This window comes from Streptomyces sp. NPDC028928, from assembly GCF_055564915.1.
In genome coordinates this window covers 61,746-80,549 of the sequence record NZ_JBVHVI010000009.1, presented here as the reverse complement: position 1 = coordinate 80,549, position 18,804 = coordinate 61,746, and the positions used below count along the sequence as shown (strand labels likewise).

The 18,804-nt window shown below is 68.2% G+C and carries 13 protein-coding genes; 1 reads left to right on the top strand and 12 read right to left on the bottom strand.

The window, feature by feature from the left end; translation table 11 throughout:
- The 5 genes from rplC to ACZ4U1_RS22185 all read right to left on the bottom strand — a co-directional run bounded on the left by rplC (window position 1) and on the right by ACZ4U1_RS22185 (window position 5,190).
- Window positions 1-645: a 50S ribosomal protein L3 gene (gene rplC, locus ACZ4U1_RS22205; protein ID WP_467905392.1), complete on the bottom strand. Its 645-nt coding sequence runs from the start codon at window positions 643-645 to the stop codon at window positions 1-3.
- A 16-nt stretch (window positions 646-661) separates the two neighbouring features.
- Window positions 662-970, bottom strand: coding sequence for a 30S ribosomal protein S10 (rpsJ, locus tag ACZ4U1_RS22200; RefSeq protein WP_003948644.1), 309 nt, complete (start codon window positions 968-970; stop codon window positions 662-664).
- A 433-nt stretch (window positions 971-1,403) separates the two neighbouring features.
- A complete protein-coding gene (locus ACZ4U1_RS22195) occupies window positions 1,404-2,570 on the bottom strand; it encodes a hypothetical protein (protein ID WP_467905391.1) in 1,167 nt (388 codons plus the stop codon).
- Window positions 2,533-4,767 (bottom strand): hypothetical protein, encoded by a 2,235-nt coding sequence (locus ACZ4U1_RS22190; protein WP_467905390.1) that lies wholly within the window; start codon window positions 4,765-4,767, stop codon window positions 2,533-2,535. The genes ACZ4U1_RS22195 and ACZ4U1_RS22190 overlap by 38 nt, the downstream gene beginning before the upstream one ends.
- Before the next feature lie 54 nt (window positions 4,768-4,821).
- The gene (locus ACZ4U1_RS22185) at window positions 4,822-5,190 is read right to left on the bottom strand and encodes a hypothetical protein (RefSeq protein WP_467905389.1); all 369 of its coding nucleotides are present in this window, start codon (window positions 5,188-5,190) and stop codon (window positions 4,822-4,824) included.
- A 250-nt stretch (window positions 5,191-5,440) separates the two neighbouring features.
- Between ACZ4U1_RS22185 and ACZ4U1_RS22180 the strand changes: the two genes are divergently transcribed.
- The gene (locus tag ACZ4U1_RS22180) at window positions 5,441-5,578 is read left to right on the top strand and encodes a hypothetical protein (protein ID WP_467905387.1); all 138 of its coding nucleotides are present in this window, start codon (window positions 5,441-5,443) and stop codon (window positions 5,576-5,578) included.
- A 155-nt stretch (window positions 5,579-5,733) separates the two neighbouring features.
- Here the strand turns inward: ACZ4U1_RS22180 and ACZ4U1_RS22175 are convergent, their stop codons facing one another.
- From ACZ4U1_RS22175 to ACZ4U1_RS22145, 7 genes are all read right to left on the bottom strand, one after another.
- On the bottom strand, window positions 5,734-8,802 hold the full coding sequence (locus ACZ4U1_RS22175; RefSeq protein ID WP_467905385.1) for a glycosyl hydrolase 115 family protein: 3,069 nt from the start codon (window positions 8,800-8,802) through the stop codon (window positions 5,734-5,736).
- A 112-nt stretch (window positions 8,803-8,914) separates the two neighbouring features.
- Window positions 8,915-9,577 carry a hypothetical protein gene (locus ACZ4U1_RS22170; RefSeq protein WP_467905383.1) on the bottom strand — a complete coding sequence of 221 codons (663 nt, stop codon included), beginning with the start codon at window positions 9,575-9,577 and terminating at the stop codon, window positions 8,915-8,917.
- Between the two features lie 121 nt (window positions 9,578-9,698).
- Window positions 9,699-10,892: an elongation factor Tu gene (gene tuf, locus ACZ4U1_RS22165; RefSeq protein WP_030601270.1), complete on the bottom strand. Its 1,194-nt coding sequence runs from the start codon at window positions 10,890-10,892 to the stop codon at window positions 9,699-9,701.
- 156 nt (window positions 10,893-11,048) lie between these two features.
- Entirely contained in the window at window positions 11,049-13,175 is a 2,127-nt protein-coding gene (gene fusA / locus ACZ4U1_RS22160) for an elongation factor G (protein ID WP_467905381.1), read from the bottom strand.
- 39 nt (window positions 13,176-13,214) lie between these two features.
- The gene (gene rpsG, locus ACZ4U1_RS22155) at window positions 13,215-13,685 is read right to left on the bottom strand and encodes a 30S ribosomal protein S7 (protein WP_003998848.1); all 471 of its coding nucleotides are present in this window, start codon (window positions 13,683-13,685) and stop codon (window positions 13,215-13,217) included.
- 2 nt (window positions 13,686-13,687) lie between these two features.
- The gene (gene rpsL, locus ACZ4U1_RS22150) at window positions 13,688-14,059 is read right to left on the bottom strand and encodes a 30S ribosomal protein S12 (protein ID WP_003948652.1); all 372 of its coding nucleotides are present in this window, start codon (window positions 14,057-14,059) and stop codon (window positions 13,688-13,690) included.
- A 762-nt stretch (window positions 14,060-14,821) separates the two neighbouring features.
- Entirely contained in the window at window positions 14,822-18,721 is a 3,900-nt protein-coding gene (locus ACZ4U1_RS22145; protein WP_467905380.1) for a DNA-directed RNA polymerase subunit beta', read from the bottom strand.
- Between the last annotated feature and the right edge of the window lie 83 nt (window positions 18,722-18,804).

Below are 18,804 nucleotides of genomic sequence, written 5' to 3'. Positions count from 1 at the left end.
TCAGGCCCCCTTGGCCGCGGTGCGGACCAGGACGAGGCCGCCGTTCGGACCGGGAACCGCGCCCTTGATGAGCAGCAGACCCTTCTCCGCGTCAACGGCGTGGACGGTCAGGTTCTGGGTGGTGACCCGCTCGTTGCCCATGCGACCCGCCATGCGGAGGCCCTTGAACACACGGCCCGGGGTGGCGCAGCCACCGATGGAGCCGGGGGAGCGGTGCTTGCGCTGGGTGCCGTGACCGGCGCCGAGGCCACCGAAGTTGTGGCGCTTCATGACACCGGCGAAGCCCTTGCCCTTGCTCTTGCCGGTGACGTCGACCTTGGTACCGGCCTCGAACACCGCAGCGGTGATCTCCTGGCCGAGCGTGTACTCGGAGGCGTCCGACGTGCGGATCTCGACGAGGTGACGACGCGGGGTGACGTCGGCCTTGGCGAAGTGGCCCTTGAGGGGCTTGTTCACCTTGCGCGGGTCGATCTCGCCGAAGGCGATCTGAACGGACTCGTAGCCGTCGACGTCATTCGTACGAACCTGGGTGACGACGTTGGGGCCGGCCTTGACGACGGTGACCGGAACAACACGGTTGTTCTCGTCCCACACCTGCGTCATGCCGAGCTTCTCGCCCAGGATGCCCTTGATCTGCTTAGCCATTCTCAGCCCACCAGCCTCAGAGCTTGATCTCGATGTCGACACCGGCCGGAAGGTCGAGTCGCATCAGAGAGTCAACGGTCTTGGGGGTCGGGTCGAGGATGTCGATCAGGCGCTTGTGCGTGCGCATCTCGAAGTGCTCGCGCGAGTCCTTGTACTTGTGCGGCGACTTGATGACGCAGTACACGTTCTTCTCAGTGGGCAGCGGCACCGGGCCCGCGACCGACGCACCAGTGCGGGTCACCGTCTCGACGATCTTCTTCGCCGAGGAGTCGATGACCTCGTGGTCGTAGGCCTTGAGCCGGATGCGGATCTTCTGTCCCGCCATGGCTACTCAGTAGTCCTGTCTTCTCTCACGCTCTGGCACCGCGGTGGATTCCTTCTGCTGCCTTCGTTTCTCCGACCCACGCGGTCGGGCGTGTCGCGCTCCCGCTGACATGGATGTCCCTTGTTCGAACATCCCTGCGGGAATGCACACGGCCCTTCCGGAACCGCGGGCCGGGGACCTCAGGCCCACCGGGCGCCTGGCCGGTGCCGCGCTCACGCTTCCCGGAAGATTCCCGTACGTCCGCCCCAGTGCTGCCCGAGGGCAGTTAGGACGACGAGTACTGTGGGACTCGCTTCCGGTCCTCCCGGCGGGAGGCGCGCAGCATCAACACTCGACCGAGCAACTCCGACAGTCTGCCATACGGGGCAGGGGGTCCGCCAATCGAGCCGGAGAGAATACCCCGGGAGTGACGTAGGTCAAACCGGGGTGACGGTCACGGCCGGTCCATGATCCGTACGTCGCCGCAGCCGCGCTGTTCCGCCTCGCGCTCGGCGAAGGCCTTCAGCGCGGCCCGCGCGAACGAGGCCGAGTAGTGCGCGACCGGGTAGCTGTCGGTGTCCGGGTCGTAGAGGCGGTAGAGCGCGAAGACCGCCTCGTGGGTGGAGCGGGGGCACGCCGCGGTCGCCAGGACGCGGTCGTCGCTCGGCTGGCCGAACCCGGCCGACTCGAAGTCCTTGGCCGTAGCGCCGTAGTACGCGTAAAGCCCGTAGCCGGGCTTTCCGTCCCCGGTGAAGAGGTAGCAGTTGACCTGCGGCGCGTTCGCGTCCGTGGGGTATGCGACGAACCCGGGCGTACCGGCGGCGGACGCCCGGTCGGCGAGTCCCCGCAGGGCGACGCAGGAGCCCTGGGCCTGTGCCAGGGGCCGGGGGGCCGCCTTCCGGCCCGTGAAGGGAAGCGAGACCCGGGTGAGCTGCCTGCCTCCCTTCGCCCGGCACCCGAACTTCGCCGACGCCTTGAGCGCCGTTTCGGTGGTCACCCGACCCAGACCGGTGAGGACGGTACCGCTCTCCTTCGCGTCCCGCGGCCACTCGATCAGGTCGCCGTACGCCAGCAGCGCCCTGTTCTCGTCGTTCCGGCAGTCGAGCGCGACCACCACCTGTACGTTCCCGTCGTACCGGACGACGCCCGGCCAGCCGTTGCCGAGCGGCGCTGCCTGCCCCTTAATCCCCTCGGCGTTCCTGCTGAACCGCGCGGAGGCCTCGGACGGGGCCGACCGATCGCTCCAGCGGAGCCTGATCTGCAGCGCACCACCGCGTCGGCCGGTATCGGGCCTGTTGACCAGGCAGGCGATCGGGTAGTCCGAGTCGTGGTCGGCCCTGGCCCGCACGTGCGAGGAGCTCAGGGCGTCGCCGAGTCCTCCCTGGGCCAGAGTGCCGTCGCAAGCCGAGTCCAGGGAGCGCTGGTCCCGCCAGGAGGCGTAGAAGCCCGTGCTATAGAGCACCTGGGCCACGATCGCCAGTGTCAGCAGGAGGCCGGCCGCGGACCAGCCGGCCACGCGCCGTCGTCGGCTCGCACAGAACTTCATCGCGCTCTTCCTGTCGTGGGCGGTGGCCCGCCCGGCGTCACCGGTCGCTTCGGAGGACGTCGAGCGCCCGGTCACGGCCGTAGTCGTAGTCGCCCTGGCCGGTATGGACCCAATGCTTCGTCCACTCGCTGTTGATGTCATGGCCGCGGCTGTGCCCCCATGACCTGACCATGTTCTCCACGTCGTGCTGTCCGGCCGCGTAGAGCTTCACGTTGTCGTCCGTGGCCTTGAGGTTCGCCTCGGCGGTGTGCTCCTTGTTGGACTCGTACGTCCACAGGTCGACGGTCCTCGTGGCGAGGTCCCCGACAGGGCTGAGGTCGGACACCGGATTGAACATCAGGGCCGTGCTGAGCGAGCTACTGATGCCGTGGTTGAAGTCGGCGGCCCACTGGGTCTTGTCGAAGCGCTCGTCGAAGATGATGTCGGCGCGTACCCCGTCGTAGGCACCTATCGCCCGGGAGCAGTCGCTGATGCGGTTGCCGATCTCGGTCTGCCCGGCGTCCTGCGGCAGCCGCTCGAGTATGTCGTGCGCATGGCGTTGCTCGGCCCCGTAGAGGTGCCCGAAGGCCTCGGGATCATCCGCGACACCCCGCATGACCTTGGTGAGGTAATCACGTGCGACGGTGATGTGCGCCCCGTCCTTGTCGCTCCAGACCGACCCCGCCGTACCCAGAGCATTCTCGTAGCGGTAATCCGCCTGCGCGTTGATCTCGTGGGTGTCGGGCGTGTACGACGTCAGGATGTGCGCCAGCGGGACAGTCAGGTTCTTGGGCAGTTTCTGCGCCTGGTCCGACGAGTTCAGGGTGTCGATGGTGTGCTGCAGGATGCGGGCCTGCGGCTCGGTGTGCGGGCCCACGGCGTGGTAGCCGCCCGGCGTCTCCCCGGTGGTGGCGGCCTCCAGGGCCGCGCCGAAGCCCTTGCGGACGTCGCCGTCCTCCGCCAGGACGGGTATGCCGACCGTGGTACCACCGGGCGGGGTCGCGTAGTGGTCCACGACGGTGTCCCAGTTCCGCTCGTGGAGCAGGTACTGGAGGTTGTCGTTGTGGGCCGGGTCCAGGTACTCGGTGCTGACCTTGGGGTCGTGGGACATGATGCCGAGCACGCCGTCGAGCGGGTCGTTGGCGAACCATCCCCGGTCCTCACCGCTGAACTTGTCCCGCAGGCCCCAGATCGACTCGGTCGGGTTGCCGTCCTTGGGGGTGTACGACTCCTCGGCGTGCCGGATGTCGTCCGCGGTGTCCTTCAGGAACTGTCCGCTGTAGCCGTGGCCCTGCTGCATCAGCGTGACGAGGCTCTGGTAGCCGCGGACCTTCTCGTCCGGGATCGGGCTGAGGCCGTCGACCTTGAACTCCTCGGTGCCGGCCTTGCGCAGGTCCGCGCGGAAGCTCTGGTAGAAGTCCGAGTGCGGGTCCTTCGTCGCCGTCGCCAGCGTCATGGCGAGGCCCTTCTGGATGTCCAGGTACTGGCCGCTGTGCTGCTTGTCGTCGTAGTGGGCGAGGCTGTCGAGGCTGTTGGAGAGCTGCAGCGTGCCCTTGGCGCCCAGTCCGTCGAGCAGGGTCTGGCTGAACGCCTTGTCTCCGGAGTTGTCGTGGAAGAGGCGCTGCAGCTCCTGGTAGTCGGCTGCCGACGCCTTGCCGGCGTCGACGCGCTTCGCGATGTCCCCGGCTTCGTCCGCCTCGTACTTCTCGATGTCGCCCTGTGCCTTGCCGTTGAAGCCGTTGAACGTCCCGTCACCGGTGTCGGAGTCGACCACGACTGCCTGGAAGGCGATCTCGACGCCCTTGTCGGCGTCGTCCACGTCCTTCACGCGATGGTCGATGTTGGCCTGCCAGGAGGCGACGGCCTTACGAACGCTCTCCTGGTAGTCGGGGTCGTGGGCCAGCGCCTGCCGGTCACCCTGCGTGAGCTTTCCGGTGTCGTACGAGACCACGCCCTGGTCGGACACCTTCATCCCCGCGGCGATGGCGTCGTCCCGCGCCGACTCCAGCTTCTTGCGCAGGTCCACGAACTGGGTGTGCGCGTCCCGGAAGAGTGAGGCGATGGCCTTCGCCTCGGTCTGGGCCTTCTGGAACTCCTTCAGCGTGACGTCGAAATGCGCGTCGGCGACGGTGGCGTACATCCCCTGCCAGGAGGGCCCCATGGAGATCCCGTGCACGTCACGGCGGTAGGCGGTTTCCTGCGTGTGCAAGTCCTCAGCCACGTCGTCCCAGTGCTCGGCGGCCTGGGTGAGCGTGGAGAGATCGGTGGTCAGGACCTCGTGGTAGGTCGGCATGGTTCCCCGTTGCGTGAAGCGGTGGCGTGGTCGGGCGGCGGTGCGGTGCCAGGCTCAGAAGCCGTCGAGCGCCGACGACGTCCGCACGCCGGACGCGACACTGCCGTCCGTCCCCGTCAGCACCGTGTTCGTACCGCGCAACGCCGACACCTCGCGCATCAGCCGCTGGTGCAGGCTCTGGACCTGCTCACCCCAGGTCTTGTGGGCCTTGCTCACCGCAGCGGAGGTGAGCCAGCCGTGCCCGTCCTTCGCGTCGAACGCCTTCACCACGGCGTTCGTCTGCTCGTCCGCCCCCTTCCCCGCCTTACTGGTCTCGGGCCCGATGTGGTCGTGGATCGCGTTCGCCGCAGCGCGCTTCTGAGCGGGCGAGGAGGCGAGGCCCGACTGCCCGCCTGAGGATCCGCCGCCAGGGCCGTCCGGCAAGTGATTGAGCCTCATCCCCACATGCCCGTCGGCTATGTGCTGCCGGCCACTCGCACTTCCCGCCACAACCTCATCCCCGTGTACTGCCCTGATGTGCCCGCGTCACACTAGCAAACAGCGCGGCCGCGCAAGGGAGTTGAGACAAAAGCCTGGGTGCGTGTCCAGCCGCCGTCGTACCCGGGCCACCAGCGCCGGAACACGGCACCCCGTGCTCCGGCGCCACTGGCGGCTCCCCCAAAAAAGCAACAGGGTGCACCCGGACCTCTGCCTCCTCGTGATCGGCCCGGCCTGCCACATCCAGTCGTTGCCGCCCGGCGCCCGCGTCGGCATCAAGACCCTCGCCGCCCGCTCCTTCGCCCGGGCCTCGCGGAAGTTCCGGCGGGCGTAGCGCTCCTCGCATCCGGCGAGGGCGCGACCCGTATCGCCGCCGCCCTGCGCGAGCTGGATCCGGGACGGCCCCCGCTACGCCACCCGCACGGACTTCGTCTACGGCGAGGACGTGCCGATCGCCGACTGGACGGTGTCGTCAGAGGGCCTGCCGTTCTACGAGTGGTCGCCCCCCACCCGCCGACTCTCCAGCGGCCCCAGATACAGCTCCGGCAGCCCGCCCGTCTCGATCACCAACCGCTGCACCACCACCGTCGGGTCCACCATCCAGAACTTCAGCCGGTGGACGCCCGGCTTCGTCACGGTGTGCGTGGTCGCCGTCGCGTTGATGTTGTCCGAGGTGTGGCGGGCCCAGACGGTGTTCAGTGCGCCGTCGTCCGCGCCCGCCGTGATGTCCACGGTGCGGATCGGGCCGTCGTCGAGGGAGACGCCGTACCGGAGCCCGGTGACCCCGGGGAGGGCTGGGTTGCGGGGGGAGAGGTACGCCCGGACCGTCACCTCGCCGGGGGCGGACAGCAGGGTCACCTCGTACTCCAGGCGCGGGGAGGAGCCTCCGGGCGTGCGGCTCGGGGACGTCACCGGCCACGGCGTCATGCCCGCCCCGGTCCGTCCGATGCCGTCGAGGCGCCGCCACTCCCCCACCGCACGGTCGTAGTGCTCGGCGTCGATCGCCACGTAGCCGCCGGCCTCCACGAAGCCCCGCACCGGCACGCCCGAGGGGCGCTGCGCCACGCAGCGGACCGGGACCGACGCGCCCGCGCCGTGCACCGTCAGGGTCGCCTCCGTGCGCCCGGCCGGAGCCCGGGACCAGTCCACCTCCACCTCCAGGCGCACCTGCTGCTCCACCCGGCCCCGAGGCCGGTCCACCCGCAGCCAGGGTGCCGAGACCGAGACCTCGTAGGGGAACGGCGTACGGCCCCGGTTGAAGATCTCCACGTACTGCCGGGGGCGGGTCTGGTACGGGCTGAACGGCGGCAGGGACGCCGCCGCGGAGGAGCCCCCCGGCCACCACTCCCCCGCGTCCTCCGCCCCGTCCACGGACACGCCCAGCTCCGCACCGGAGGGCACCTCGATGCGCCTCACCGCGGGGAACAGCACGTCCGGCAGGGCGACGTTGTCCTTCTCCGGCTGCTGCCAGCCCGCGTTGGGGCCGTAGCGGTCGACGTCCCCGTAGTCGATGTGCGGCTGGGTCTGGAAGCCCTGCCATTTGCCGTCGGCCACACGGGAGTTGAAGCGGTCGGCCAGGGCGAGGTCCGCCGCGAGGCCCGCTTCCGCCCGGGCCGCGCGGTCGTTCGTCGCCGACCGGCCCTGTGCGGCGTACAGCAGGTTCGTGAACTCGGCCTCCCGCAGCGCGTACAGGTTCGCGGTGGCCGTGACCGCGTAGCCGGCCAGTTCGAACCACGCGTCCCGCAGCTCCCCCGGCAGTCTGCGCTCGACGCGTTCCGCGCGGCGGCCCAGTGCGCGCCACTCCTCGGTGACCCGTTCCAGTTCCCGGTGCGCGAAGTAGTACGGGCTCTGCTGGTCGTCGTACACGACCCGGTCGCCGGAGAGGGTGATGCGGCGGTTCAGCAACTCCGGTTTGCGGCGGGCCTGGAGACGGCCGTACTCGGCCAGCAGGGAGGCGATCTCCTTCGCCTGGGCATCGCCGAAGTTCTGGCGGGCGTAGCGCTCCTCCCACGCGGCGAGGCGGTCGAGCGGCAGGCGCGAGGGGTTCCAGGCGTACGTCAGGAAGAACTCCGTGGGGAGTTCGTTGCCCTTCAGGTCGCCGACGTTGGCCACCCACAGGCCGTGGTTGCCGTAGGCGTGGGCCTGGTGGAGCTGGTCCCAGACGTTGCGCAGATTGGCCGTGTCCACCCACTTGTAGTTGCGGCCGGCGCCGACGTAGTCGAAGTGGTAGTAGAGGCCGTAGCCGCCGGGGCGCGGGCCGTCCGGGTGTTTGCGGATGTTGCCCCAGTTGTCGTCCGTGAGGACCACGGTGACGTCGTCCGGTGCGCGCAGGCCGCGGTCCCAGTAGCGCTGGACCTCCTTGTAGAGGGTCCAGACCTGGGGGGTCTCGGCCGCCGGCCTGCCGGTGACCTCCTCGATGATGCGGCGCTGGTCGGCGATGATCTGCTGCATCAGTTCGATGCCGTCGCCGTCGGGGAGGCTGGTGTCGCCGTTGCCGCGCATGCCGAGGGTCACGACACCCTCGAAGCCCTGGTCGACCATGCGCTGGATGCCGGCGCGCCAGTACGCGCGGATCGCCTCCGCGTTGCGCCGGTACGACCATTCGCCCGTGCCCCCGTAGGGGTCGGTCCCGGAGCCGGCGTGCCGGTTCCACTCCTCGATGCCGCGCATCATCGGCGCCTCGTGAGACGTGCCCATGACAATGCCGTACTCGGCGGCCCGGCGGTGGTTCTCCGGGTCGTCCTCCGCGAACGCCCGGCCCCAGACCGCCGGCCAGAGGTAGTTGCCCTTCAGGCGCAGCAGCACCTCGAAGACCTTCGCGTAGAAGTCGGCGGTGAAGCCTCCGGGATGGCCCGGCGCCTTCCCCGGGCCGAAGTACGCCGGTGCCCAGGTGCCGAGCGCCGGGTTCTCGTCGTTGATGAAGACGCCGCGGTACTTCACCACGGGTGTCCCCTGGGTGAAGCGGCCCGGCTTCACCCACACGTGATCGCGGCGCGCCGGCGGTACGTCGTCCCACCAGTGCCAGGGCGAGACACCGATCCCGTACGAGACGTCGTACGCCCCGAAGATGGTGCCCCGCGGATCGCTGCCCGCGATGACGAACGCCCGCTCCACGCCGGGCATCGGATGGTCCACGACCGTCTGCAGCGAGGTCTCCCACCTGCCCCGCACACCCGTGACGTCGAGCTTCCCGGACCGGATCAGACCGTCGACCAGCGGGCTGCGGCCGATCGTGCCGAGCAGCACCGGGAAGCGGCCGATCGTGCTGCCCGGACGGACGCCGGTCACGCGCGCCAGGTCGTCCCGGAGGTCGCCCGCCACTCGTACGACCCCGGGGTGATCCTCAGGGCTGACCACTACGGGAGCGCCGACGAGGGAGAACACCCCGCCCGTGAACGAGATGTATGCCCCCGGGTCCGTCACCACGGGGCCGCCCGGGCCGTCAGGGCTGCCCTTGCCGCCCTGGCCGTCCCCTCCCCCGGCCCACGCGGTCCCCGAGGTCAGCACCGGTACGGCGGTGAGTCCCGCCCCCAGTACGGTTCTGCGCGCCACGGACATGCGTCGCCCTCCGCTCCCTGCCCTGTCTCTATTTGCTCACCGGCATGACAAATAGTGGGCCTAGTGAGCGGTGGGGGGAACGGGTCGTGGGCGCCGAATAGTTTCGAAGCGATCAGCCCAGGGCGTCCAGCGGCACGAGGTTGTCAGCGCTCAGGAGGCCGAGGTCCGGGTCGCGGACCGACACGGTCAGGGTGTAGGGCGGCTGGCCGGTGAGGGTGTTCGAGGAGTCGGTCGGCGCCAGGAGCCTCCTCGCCACGGTCCTCGCGTCCTGGCCGGGACACAGGGCCTGCGGCGGCAGGGACAGCTCGGCCCGGGCGACCTCGGCGGAGGACGTCCAGGTGACGGGCAGCGCGTGTGCGCCGCCGACCAGTCCGTCCGGGCCCTCGATCTCGACCGCGACGCCCTCGCCACCGAGGGGCCGCGGCGCCTTCTGGGATCCCTTGGGGGGCGCGAGGAGCAGGCTGACGGTGAGGCGGCCGGGGTCGCGGCGGGACAGTCTCGCGTAGCCGTAGGCGCCGAGGACGAGCCGCGAGGCGGCGGACCGGGGCGCGGGCGAGGAGGCCGCCGCCGGCAGCGGGAAGTGGTGGTAGCCCCTCGCTCCGCAGTGGCTGCCGTCCGACACACCGCCACCCGGCAGTGCGACGGCCCTGGCCGGGCCGGACTCGGGCGGACCACCCCAGGGGACGAGGCCCTGCTGCCAGGCCCCGAGGACCACCACGGCCGCCGCGGCCAGCCAGGGGACGACTGTCTGCAGGCGCCCTTCGCGTATCGGCATCCAGAACGGTCCTTGCTCACGGGAATGGGAGGGAGGGCGGGGACATGCGAAGAGGCCCGTACGACCTTCGGTCGTACGGGCCTCCTCTTAGGTCAGGCAGTGACCCTCAAGCAAGCGGAACTTACTTGACGATCTTGGTGACCTGGCCGGCGCCCACGGTGCGGCCACCCTCACGGATGGCGAACTTCAGGCCCTCTTCCATGGCGACGGGCTGGATGAGCTCCACCTTCATCTCGGTGTTGTCACCCGGCATGACCATCTCGGTGCCCTCGGGGAGGGTCACCACGCCGGTCACGTCCGTCGTGCGGAAGTAGAACTGCGGACGGTAGTTGTTGAAGAACGGCGTGTGGCGGCCACCCTCGTCCTTGGAGAGGATGTAGGCCTGCGCCTCGAACTCGGTGTGCGGGGTGACCGAGCCCGGCTTGATGATGACCTGGCCGCGCTCGACGTCCTCGCGCTTGATGCCACGGAGGAGCAGACCGACGTTCTCACCGGCCTGGCCCTCGTCGAGCAGCTTGCGGAACATCTCGATGCCGGTGACCGTGGTGGAGGTCTTCTCGGTCTTGATGCCGATGATGTCGACGTTCTCGTTGACCTTGAGGACACCACGCTCGATACGGCCGGTGACGACCGTACCGCGACCGGTGATCGTGAAGACGTCCTCGATCGGCATGAGGAACGGCTTGTCGACGTCGCGCTCCGGCTGCGGGATCGACTCGTCGACGGCCTTCATCAGGTTGAGGACGGAGTCCACCCACTCCTGCTCGCCCTCGAGGGCCTTGAGCGCGGAGACCTTGACGACCGGAACGTCGTCGCCGGGGAACTCGTACTCGGAGAGGAGCTCACGGACCTCGAGCTCGACGAGCTCCAGGATCTCCTCGTCGTCCACCATGTCGGCCTTGTTCAGCGCGACGACGATGTACGGAACGCCGACCTGGCGGGCCAGGAGCACGTGCTCCTTGGTCTGCGGCATCGGGCCGTCGGTGGCGGCGACCACGAGGATGGCGCCGTCCATCTGCGCCGCACCCGTGATCATGTTCTTGATGTAGTCCGCGTGACCCGGGCAGTCGACGTGGGCGTAGTGACGCGCCTCGGTCTGGTACTCGACGTGCGCGATGGAGATGGTGATACCGCGCTGACGCTCCTCGGGCGCCTTGTCGATGTTGTCGAACGGGGTGGCCTCGTTCAGGTCCGGGTACGCGTCGTGCAGCACCTTGGTAATGGCGGCCGTGAGGGTCGTCTTACCGTGGTCGATGTGACCGATGGTGCCGATGTTGACGTGCGGCTTAGTCCGCTCGAACTTCGCCTTCGCCACTGGGGTCCTCCTGGGAGTGGTTCTGGTACGCCTTACTTCATCGGCGCCAGGTGATCTTTGCTGTAAAGGCCCGGAACCCGGGGCAAACGCTCACGATTGCGGACGTTTGCCCCTTGAGGCTCCGGAGTCAAGCCTACGGCGTGTGAACGCGGTGCGTTACTCGCCCTTGGCCTTCGCGATGATCTCCTCGGCGACGTTCCGCGGAACCTCGGCGTAGGAGTCGAACTGCATCGAGTAGCTTGCGCGACCCGACGTCTTGCTGCGGAGGTCGCCGACGTAGCCGAACATCTCCGACAGGGGCACGAGGCCCTTCACGACGCGGGCACCAGCCCGCTCCTCCATGGCCTGGATCTGGCCACGGCGGGAGTTGATGTCGCCGATGACCTCACCCATGTAGTCCTCGGGCGTGGTGACCTCGACGGCCATCATCGGCTCGAGGAGCACAGGGCTGGCCTTGCGCGCGGCCTCCTTGAAGGCCTGCGAACCGGCGATCTTGAAGGCGAGCTCGGAGGAGTCGACCTCGTGGTAGGCGCCGTCGTGGAGGATGACACGGACACCGGTCATCTCGTAGCCGGCCAGGATGCCGAACTGCATGGCCTCCTGAGCACCGGCGTCCACCGAAGGGATGTACTCCTTCGGGATACGACCACCGGTCACCTTGTTCACGAACTCGTACGAGGTGTCGCCACCCTCGAGCGGCTCGATGCCGATCTGCACCTTCGCGAACTGACCGGTACCACCGGTCTGCTTCTTGTGGGTGTAGTCGACGCGCTCGACGGCCTTGCGGATCGTCTCGCGGTACGCCACCTGCGGCTTGCCGACGTTGGCCTCGACCTTGAACTCACGGCGCATACGGTCGACCAGCACCTCGAGGTGCAGCTCGCCCATACCACCGATGATGGTCTGGCCGGTCTCCTCGTCCGAGTGGACCTGGAAGGACGGGTCCTCCTCGGCGAGGCGCTGGATCGCGACGCCCAGCTTCTCCTGGTCGCCCTTCGACTTGGGCTCGATGGCGACCTGGATGACCGGCGCCGGGAAGTCCATGGACTCCAGGATGACCGGGTTCTTGTCGTCGGACAGCGTCTCACCGGTGGTGGTCTGCTTCAGGCCCATGACGGCGACGATGTCACCGGCGCCCACCGACTCGATCTCCTCACGCTTGTTGGCGTGCATGCGGTAGATCTTGCCGATGCGCTCCTTCTTGCCCTTGACGGAGTTCAGCACCGAGGTGCCGGACTCCAGGCGGCCCGAGTAGACCCGGACGAAGGTGAGCTTGCCGAGGTGCGGGTCGCTCATGATCTTGAACGCCAGCGCGGACAGCGGCTCGTCGTCGGACGGCTTGCGGCGGATGACCTCCTCCGGGTCGTTGACCGCGTGGCCCTCGATGGCCTCGATGTCAACGGGGGAGGGCAGGTAGCGCACGACCGCGTCGAGCAGGGGCTGGACGCCCTTGTTCTTGAACGCGGTACCGCAGAACACCGGGGTCACGGTGGTGCCGGTGCCCTTGCCGGAGGCGATGGTGATACGACGGATCGCGGCGTACAGCTGCTCCTCGGAAGGCTCCTGGCCCTCCAGGTACAGCTCCATGATCTCTTCGTCGTTCTCGGCCACGGCCTCGAGCAGCTTGCCGCGCCATTCCTCGGCAGCCTCGGTGTGCGTGTCCGGGATGTCGACGATGTCGTACATCTCGCCCTTGGTGGCCTCGGCGGACCACACGAGCGCCTTCATGCGGACCAGGTCCACGACGCCCTTGAAGTCGGCCTCGGCACCGATCGGGAGCTGCATGACGATCGGCTGCGCGCCCAGGCGGTCGCTGATCATGTCGACGCAGCGGTGGAACTCGGCACCGGTCCGGTCGAGCTTGTTGACGAAGCAGATACGCGGAACGCCGTAGCGGTCCGCCTGACGCCACACCGTCTCGGACTGGGGCTCAACGCCGGCGACGCCGTCGAACACCGTCACGGCACCGTCGAGCACGCGCAGGGAGCGCTCCACCTCGACGGTGAAGTCGACGTGACCCGGGGTGTCGATGATGTTGATCGTGTGATCGACGTTCTCCAGCGGCCAGTGACAGGTGGTGGCAGCAGAGGTGATCGTGATGCCACGCTCCTGCTCCTGCTCCATCCAGTCCATGGTGGCAGCGCCGTCGTGGACCTCACCGATCTTGTAGGACACACCGGTGTAGAACAGGATCCGCTCGGTGGTGGTCGTCTTGCCCGCGTCGATGTGGGCCATGATGCCGATGTTGCGCACCTTGGCCAGGTCAAGTGAAGTGGTAGCCATAAGGCTTCAGTCTTCTCTCGGTCTCGATGTGGGTAGCGACTACCAGCGGTAGTGCGCGAAGGCCTTGTTGGACTCGGCCATCTTGTGGGTGTCCTCGCGCTTCTTCACGGCCGCACCGAGGCCGTTGGAGGCGTCGAGAAGCTCGTTGAGGAGACGCTCGGTCATGGTCTTCTCGCGACGGGCGCGGGAGTAACCGACCAGCCAGCGCAGCGCCAGGGTGTTGGCACGGCCGGGCTTGACCTCGACCGGCACCTGGTAGGTGGCGCCACCGACACGGCGGGACTTGACCTCGAGGGTCGGCTTGATGTTCTCAAGAGCGCGCTTGAGCGTGATGACCGGGTCGTTGCCGGTCTTCTCGCGCAGGCCCTCCATGGCGCCGTAGACGATGCGCTCGGCGGTGGAGCGCTTGCCGTTCAGCAGCACCTTGTTGATCAGGGAGGTCACCAGAGGAGAACCGTAGACCGGGTCGATGATGACCGGGCGCTTCGGGGCGGGGCCCTTACGAGGCATTCTTACTTCTCCTTCTTGGCGCCGTAACGGCTGCGAGCCTGCTTGCGGTTCTTGACACCCTGGGTGTCGAGCGAACCGCGGATGATCTTGTAGCGAACACCCGGCAGGTCCTTCACACGGCCGCCGCGCACGAGCACGATGGAGTGCTCCTGCAGGTTGTGTCCCTCACCCGGAATGTAAGCGGTGACCTCGATGCCGCTGGTCAGACGCACACGCGCGACCTTGCGGAGGGCCGAGTTCGGCTTCTTCGGGGTGGTCGTGAACACACGCGTGCAGACGCCGCGACGCTGGGGCGAACCCTCGAGTGCGGGCGTCTTGTTCTTCTCGACCTTGTCCTGCCGGCCCTTGCGGACCAGCTGCTGGATCGTAGGCACTACTTCTCCGGTTTCTGTGTGCCGATGGGTACAGCTAACCTGGAACGTCGCCGACCCACGCGGTCGGGTGTGTCGAATCCGCCAGACTCCCGCCGCAAGGCGGGAAGGGCGCGAATTACGGTGGCCGCGCTCGGCCCGAATGCGGTTTGTAGGCACGCACGAGGGCCAGGGCACACCCCAGGCACAAGGTCTGAGCGTACCTACCTCATTCGCTGTGGTCAAAACAAATGGGGTCCGGAGGCCTGGGGCTGCGGAGCATGTCAAGTCGCCGTACCCTACGTGATCTTCGATTCGGAGACCGGGCGCCGCCGACGGGGGCTCTCGCACCCCGTCAGCCGGGCGGCGCGGCCGTCGCATGCGGGCCCGCGGCACACGCACAGACTGAGGCCCAGGGCGACCGTCGGGTCGGCGGCTCCTGCGGCGCGCACACGGCCTGCCGGGACGGGTACTGGCCGGAGCTCATGCCGACCCTGATGACGGCCGTGGGGGCCACGCCGGCCCTCGGCGCGCTGCTCGTCGGAATGCTGATGGTGAGCCTGTTCTATGACATGGCGCAGCCGTCCGACTCCCCGCCGGCTCCGCCGCCCCCACACGCCGCTGTCGCCGGCAGCGCGGCCGGCACCGCTGTCACGGCGAGCCGCCGGGCCCCTGGGAAGCGCGGACGGCCGTCTCTGAGACGAGGCGATCACTCGAACGCCAGGCCCGGCCAACGCCGAAGGGCGGCCACCCCGGAGGGTGGCCGCCCTTCAGTGGACGTACGCCTTACTGGTTGTACGGACCGTAGTCGTAGTCCTCCAGCGGAACGGCCTGGCCGGAGCCCGTGCCGAACGGCGAGTAGTCGATGTCGTCGTAGCCGACGGCCGAGTACATCGCGGCCTTGGCCTCCTCGGTCGGCTCGACCCGGATGTTGCGGTAGCGGGACAGACCCGTACCGGCCGGGATGAGCTTACCGATGATGACGTTCTCCTTGAGGCCGATGAGGCTGTCGGACTTGGCGTTGATCGCCGCGTCCGTCAGGACTCGGGTCGTCTCCTGGAAGGAGGCGGCCGACAGCCAGGATTCCGTCGCCAGCGAGGCCTTGGTGATACCCATCAGCTGCGGACGACCGGAGGCCGGGTGACCGCCCTCCTGGACCACACGACGGTTCTCCTGCTCGAAGCGGGAGCGCTCGACCAGCTCGCCGGGCAGCAGCTCGGCGTCGCCGGACTCGATGATCGTCACGCGGCGCAGCATCTGCCGGATGATGATCTCGATGTGCTTGTCGTGGATCGACACACCCTGCGAGTTGTAGACCTTCTGGACCTCGCCGACCAGGTGGACCTGGACGGCACGCTGACCCAGGATGCGCAGCACGTCGTGCGGGTTGGTGGCACCCACGGTGAGCTGCTGGCCCACCTCGACGTGGTCGCCCTCGCGGACCAGGACCTTGGCACGCTTCGAGATCGGGTACGCCGTCTCGTCGCTGCCGTCGTCCGGAGTGACGACGATCTTCTTCGTCTTCTCCGTCTCCTCGATGCGGACCCGGCCGGAGGCCTCCGAGATGGGGGCCACACCCTTCGGGGTACGGGCCTCGAAGAGCTCGACGACACGGGGCAGACCCTGGGTGATGTCGTCACCGGCCACACCACCGGTGTGGAAGGTACGCATCGTCAGCTGGGTACCGGGCTCACCGATGGACTGGGCGGCGATGATGCCGACCGCCTCACCGATGTCGACCAGCTTGCCGGTGGCCAGCGAACGGCCGTAGCACATCGCGCAGGTACCGACGGCGGACTCGCAGGTCAGGACCGAGCGGGTCTTGACCTCCTCGACGCCACGGCCGACCAGTTCCTCGATGAGGACGTCGCCCAGGTCGGTGCCGGCCGGGGCCAGCACCTGGCCGTCGACCACGATGTCCTCGGCGAGGCAGCGCGCGTACACGGACGTCTCGACGTCGTCCGCCTTGCGCAGCACGCCGTCGGCGCCGCGCTCGGCGATCCGCAGCTTGAGGCCACGGTCGGTGCCGCAGTCCTCCTCGCGGATGATGACGTCCTGCGAGACGTCGACCAGACGACGGGTCAGGTAACCCGAGTCGGCGGTACGCAGAGCGGTGTCCGCCAGACCCTTACGGGCACCGTGCGTGGAGATGAAGTACTCCAGCACGGACAGGCCCTCACGGAACGACGCCTTGATCGGACGCGGGATCGTCTCGTTCTTCGCGTTCGACACCAGACCACGCATACCGGCGATCTGACGCATCTGCATCATGTTGCCTCGTGCACCCGAGTTCACCATCATGAAGATCGGGTTGGTCTTCGGGAAGTTGTCGTTCATCGCCTCGGCGACCTCGTTGGTCGCCTTGGTCCAGATCGCGATGAGCTCCTGCGTGCGCTCGTCCTTGGTGATCAGACCGCGCTCGTACTGCTTCTGGACCTTCTCGTCCTGCGCCTCGTAGCCCTTGACGATCTCCTTCTTCGCCTCGGGAACGACGACGTCGGAGATGGCCACGGTGACACCGGAACGGGTCGCCCAGTAGAAGCCGGCCGCCTTCAGGTTGTCGAGCGTCGCCGCCACGATGACCTTCGGGTAGCGCTCGGCGAGGTCGTTGACGATCTCGGAGAGCTGCTTCTTGCCGACCTCGTAGTCGACGAACGGGTAGTCCTCGGGCAGCAGCTCGTTGAAGAGCGCGCGGCCCAGCGTGGTGTTCAGACGGAAGCTGTCACCCTGCTGCCACTCCGGCTCGCCCTCCTCGCGCGCCGGCGGGGTCCAGCCGCGCGGCGGGATGGTGCCCACCGGGAAGCGGATGTCCACGCGCGACTGCAGCGACAGCTCGCCGGCGTCGAACGCCATGATCGCCTCGGCCACGGACGCGAACGAGCGGCCCTCGCCCTTGACGTCACGCATCTCGCCGTCGGTGGTGAGGAAGAACAGACCGAGGACCATGTCCTGGGTCGGCATCGTCACCGGACGGCCGTCGGCCGGCTTGAGGATGTTGTTCGAGGACAGCATCAGGATGCGGGCCTCGGCCTGCGCCTCCGCGGACAGCGGCAGGTGCACGGCCATCTGGTCACCGTCGAAGTCCGCGTTGAACGCGGTGCAGACGAGCGGGTGGATCTGGATGGCCTTGCCCTCGACCAGCTGCGGCTCGAAGGCCTGGATGCCGAGGCGGTGCAGGGTGGGAGCACGGTTCAGCAGAACCGGGTGCTCGGCGATGACCTCTTCGAGGACGTCGTACACGACCGTACGGCCGCGCTCCACCATGCGCTTGGCGCTCTTGATGTTCTGCGCGTGGTTCAGGTCGACCAGGCGCTTCATCACGAACGGCTTGAACAGCTCCAGGGCCATCGCCTTGGGCAGACCGCACTGGTGCAGCTTCAGCTGCGGGCCGACGACGATGACGGAACGCGCCGAGTAGTCGACACGCTTACCGAGCAGGTTCTGACGGAATCGACCCTGCTTACCCTTCAGCATGTCGCTGAGGGACTTCAGCGGGCGGTTGCCCGGACCGGTCACCGGGCGGCCGCGACGACCGTTGTCGAAGAGGGCGTCAACAGCCTCCTGAAGCATGCGCTTCTCGTTGTTGACGATGATCTCCGGGGCACCGAGGTCCAGGAGCCGCTTCAGACGGTTGTTGCGGTTGATCACACGGCGGTACAGGTCGTTCAGGTCGGAGGTCGCGAAGCGGCCACCGTCCAGCTGCACCATCGGACGCAGGTCCGGCGGGATGACCGGGACGCAGTCCAGGACCATGCCCTTGGGGCTGTTGGAGGTCTGCAGGAACGCGGAGACGACCTTCAGCCGCTTCAGGGCACGGGTCTTCTTCTGGCCCTTGCCGGTGCGGATGATCTCGCGGAGCTTCTCCGCCTCCTCCTCCAGGTCGAAGGACTCCAGGCGCTTCTGCAGCGCCGCGGCACCCATCGAGCCGTCGAAGTACGTGCCGAAGCGGTCACGCAGCTCGCGGTAGAGCAGCTCGTCGCCCTCCAGGTCCTGGACCTTGAGGTTCTTGAACCGGTTCCACACCTCGTCGAGGCGGTCGATCTCGCGCTGCGCACGGTCGCGCAGCTGCTTCATCTCGCGCTCGGCACCCTCGCGCACCTTGCGGCGCACGTCGGCCTTGGCGCCCTCGGCCTCCAGCTCGGCCAGGTCGGTCTCGAGCTTCTTGGCGCGGGCCTCCAGGTCGGCGTCCCGGCGGTTCTCGATCTGCTGCCGCTCGACGGAGACGTGCGCCTCCAGGGAGGGCAGGTCGCGGGTACGGCGCTCCTCGTCCACGTACGTGATCATGTACGCGGCGAAGTAGATGACCTTCTCCAGGTCCTTCGGCGCCAGGTCCAGCAGGTAGCCGAGGCGCGACGGCACACCCTTGAAGTACCAGATGTGCGTGACGGGCGCGGCCAGCTCGATGTGGCCCATCCGCTCACGGCGCACCTTGGCGCGCGTGACCTCGACGCCACAGCGCTCGCAGATGATGCCCTTGAAGCGGACGCGCTTGTACTTGCCGCAGTAGCACTCCCAGTCCCGGGTCGGACCGAAGATCTTCTCGCAGAAGAGTCCGTCCTTTTCGGGCTTGAGGGTGCGGTAGTTGATGGTCTCGGGCTTCTTGACCTCGCCGTGGCTCCACTGACGGATGTCGTCAGCGGTGGCCAGGCCGATCCGGAGCTCGTCGAAGAAGTTGACGTCGAGCACTATGCGTCAATCCCTCTCAGGGTCGTAAGTCTGTGGGTCTGTACGGGGGCCTGGGGGTCGGCGGGGCCCCTTGTGGGTGAGGG

Coding starts and splice junctions, on each gene's coding strand:
- rplC (WP_467905392.1), bottom strand. CDS start 645: ATGGCTAAGCAGATCAAGGGCATCCTGGGCGAGAAGCTCGGCATGACG.
- rpsJ (WP_003948644.1), bottom strand. CDS start 970: ATGGCGGGACAGAAGATCCGCATCCGGCTCAAGGCCTACGACCACGAG.
- ACZ4U1_RS22190 (WP_467905390.1), bottom strand. CDS start 4,767: ATGCCGACCTACCACGAGGTCCTGACCACCGATCTCTCCACGCTCACC.
- ACZ4U1_RS22175 (WP_467905385.1), bottom strand. CDS start 8,802: ATGTCCGTGGCGCGCAGAACCGTACTGGGGGCGGGACTCACCGCCGTA.
- ACZ4U1_RS22170 (WP_467905383.1), bottom strand. CDS start 9,577: ATGCCGATACGCGAAGGGCGCCTGCAGACAGTCGTCCCCTGGCTGGCC.
- fusA (WP_467905381.1), bottom strand. CDS start 13,175: ATGGCTACCACTTCACTTGACCTGGCCAAGGTGCGCAACATCGGCATC.
- rpsG (WP_003998848.1), bottom strand. CDS start 13,685: ATGCCTCGTAAGGGCCCCGCCCCGAAGCGCCCGGTCATCATCGACCCG.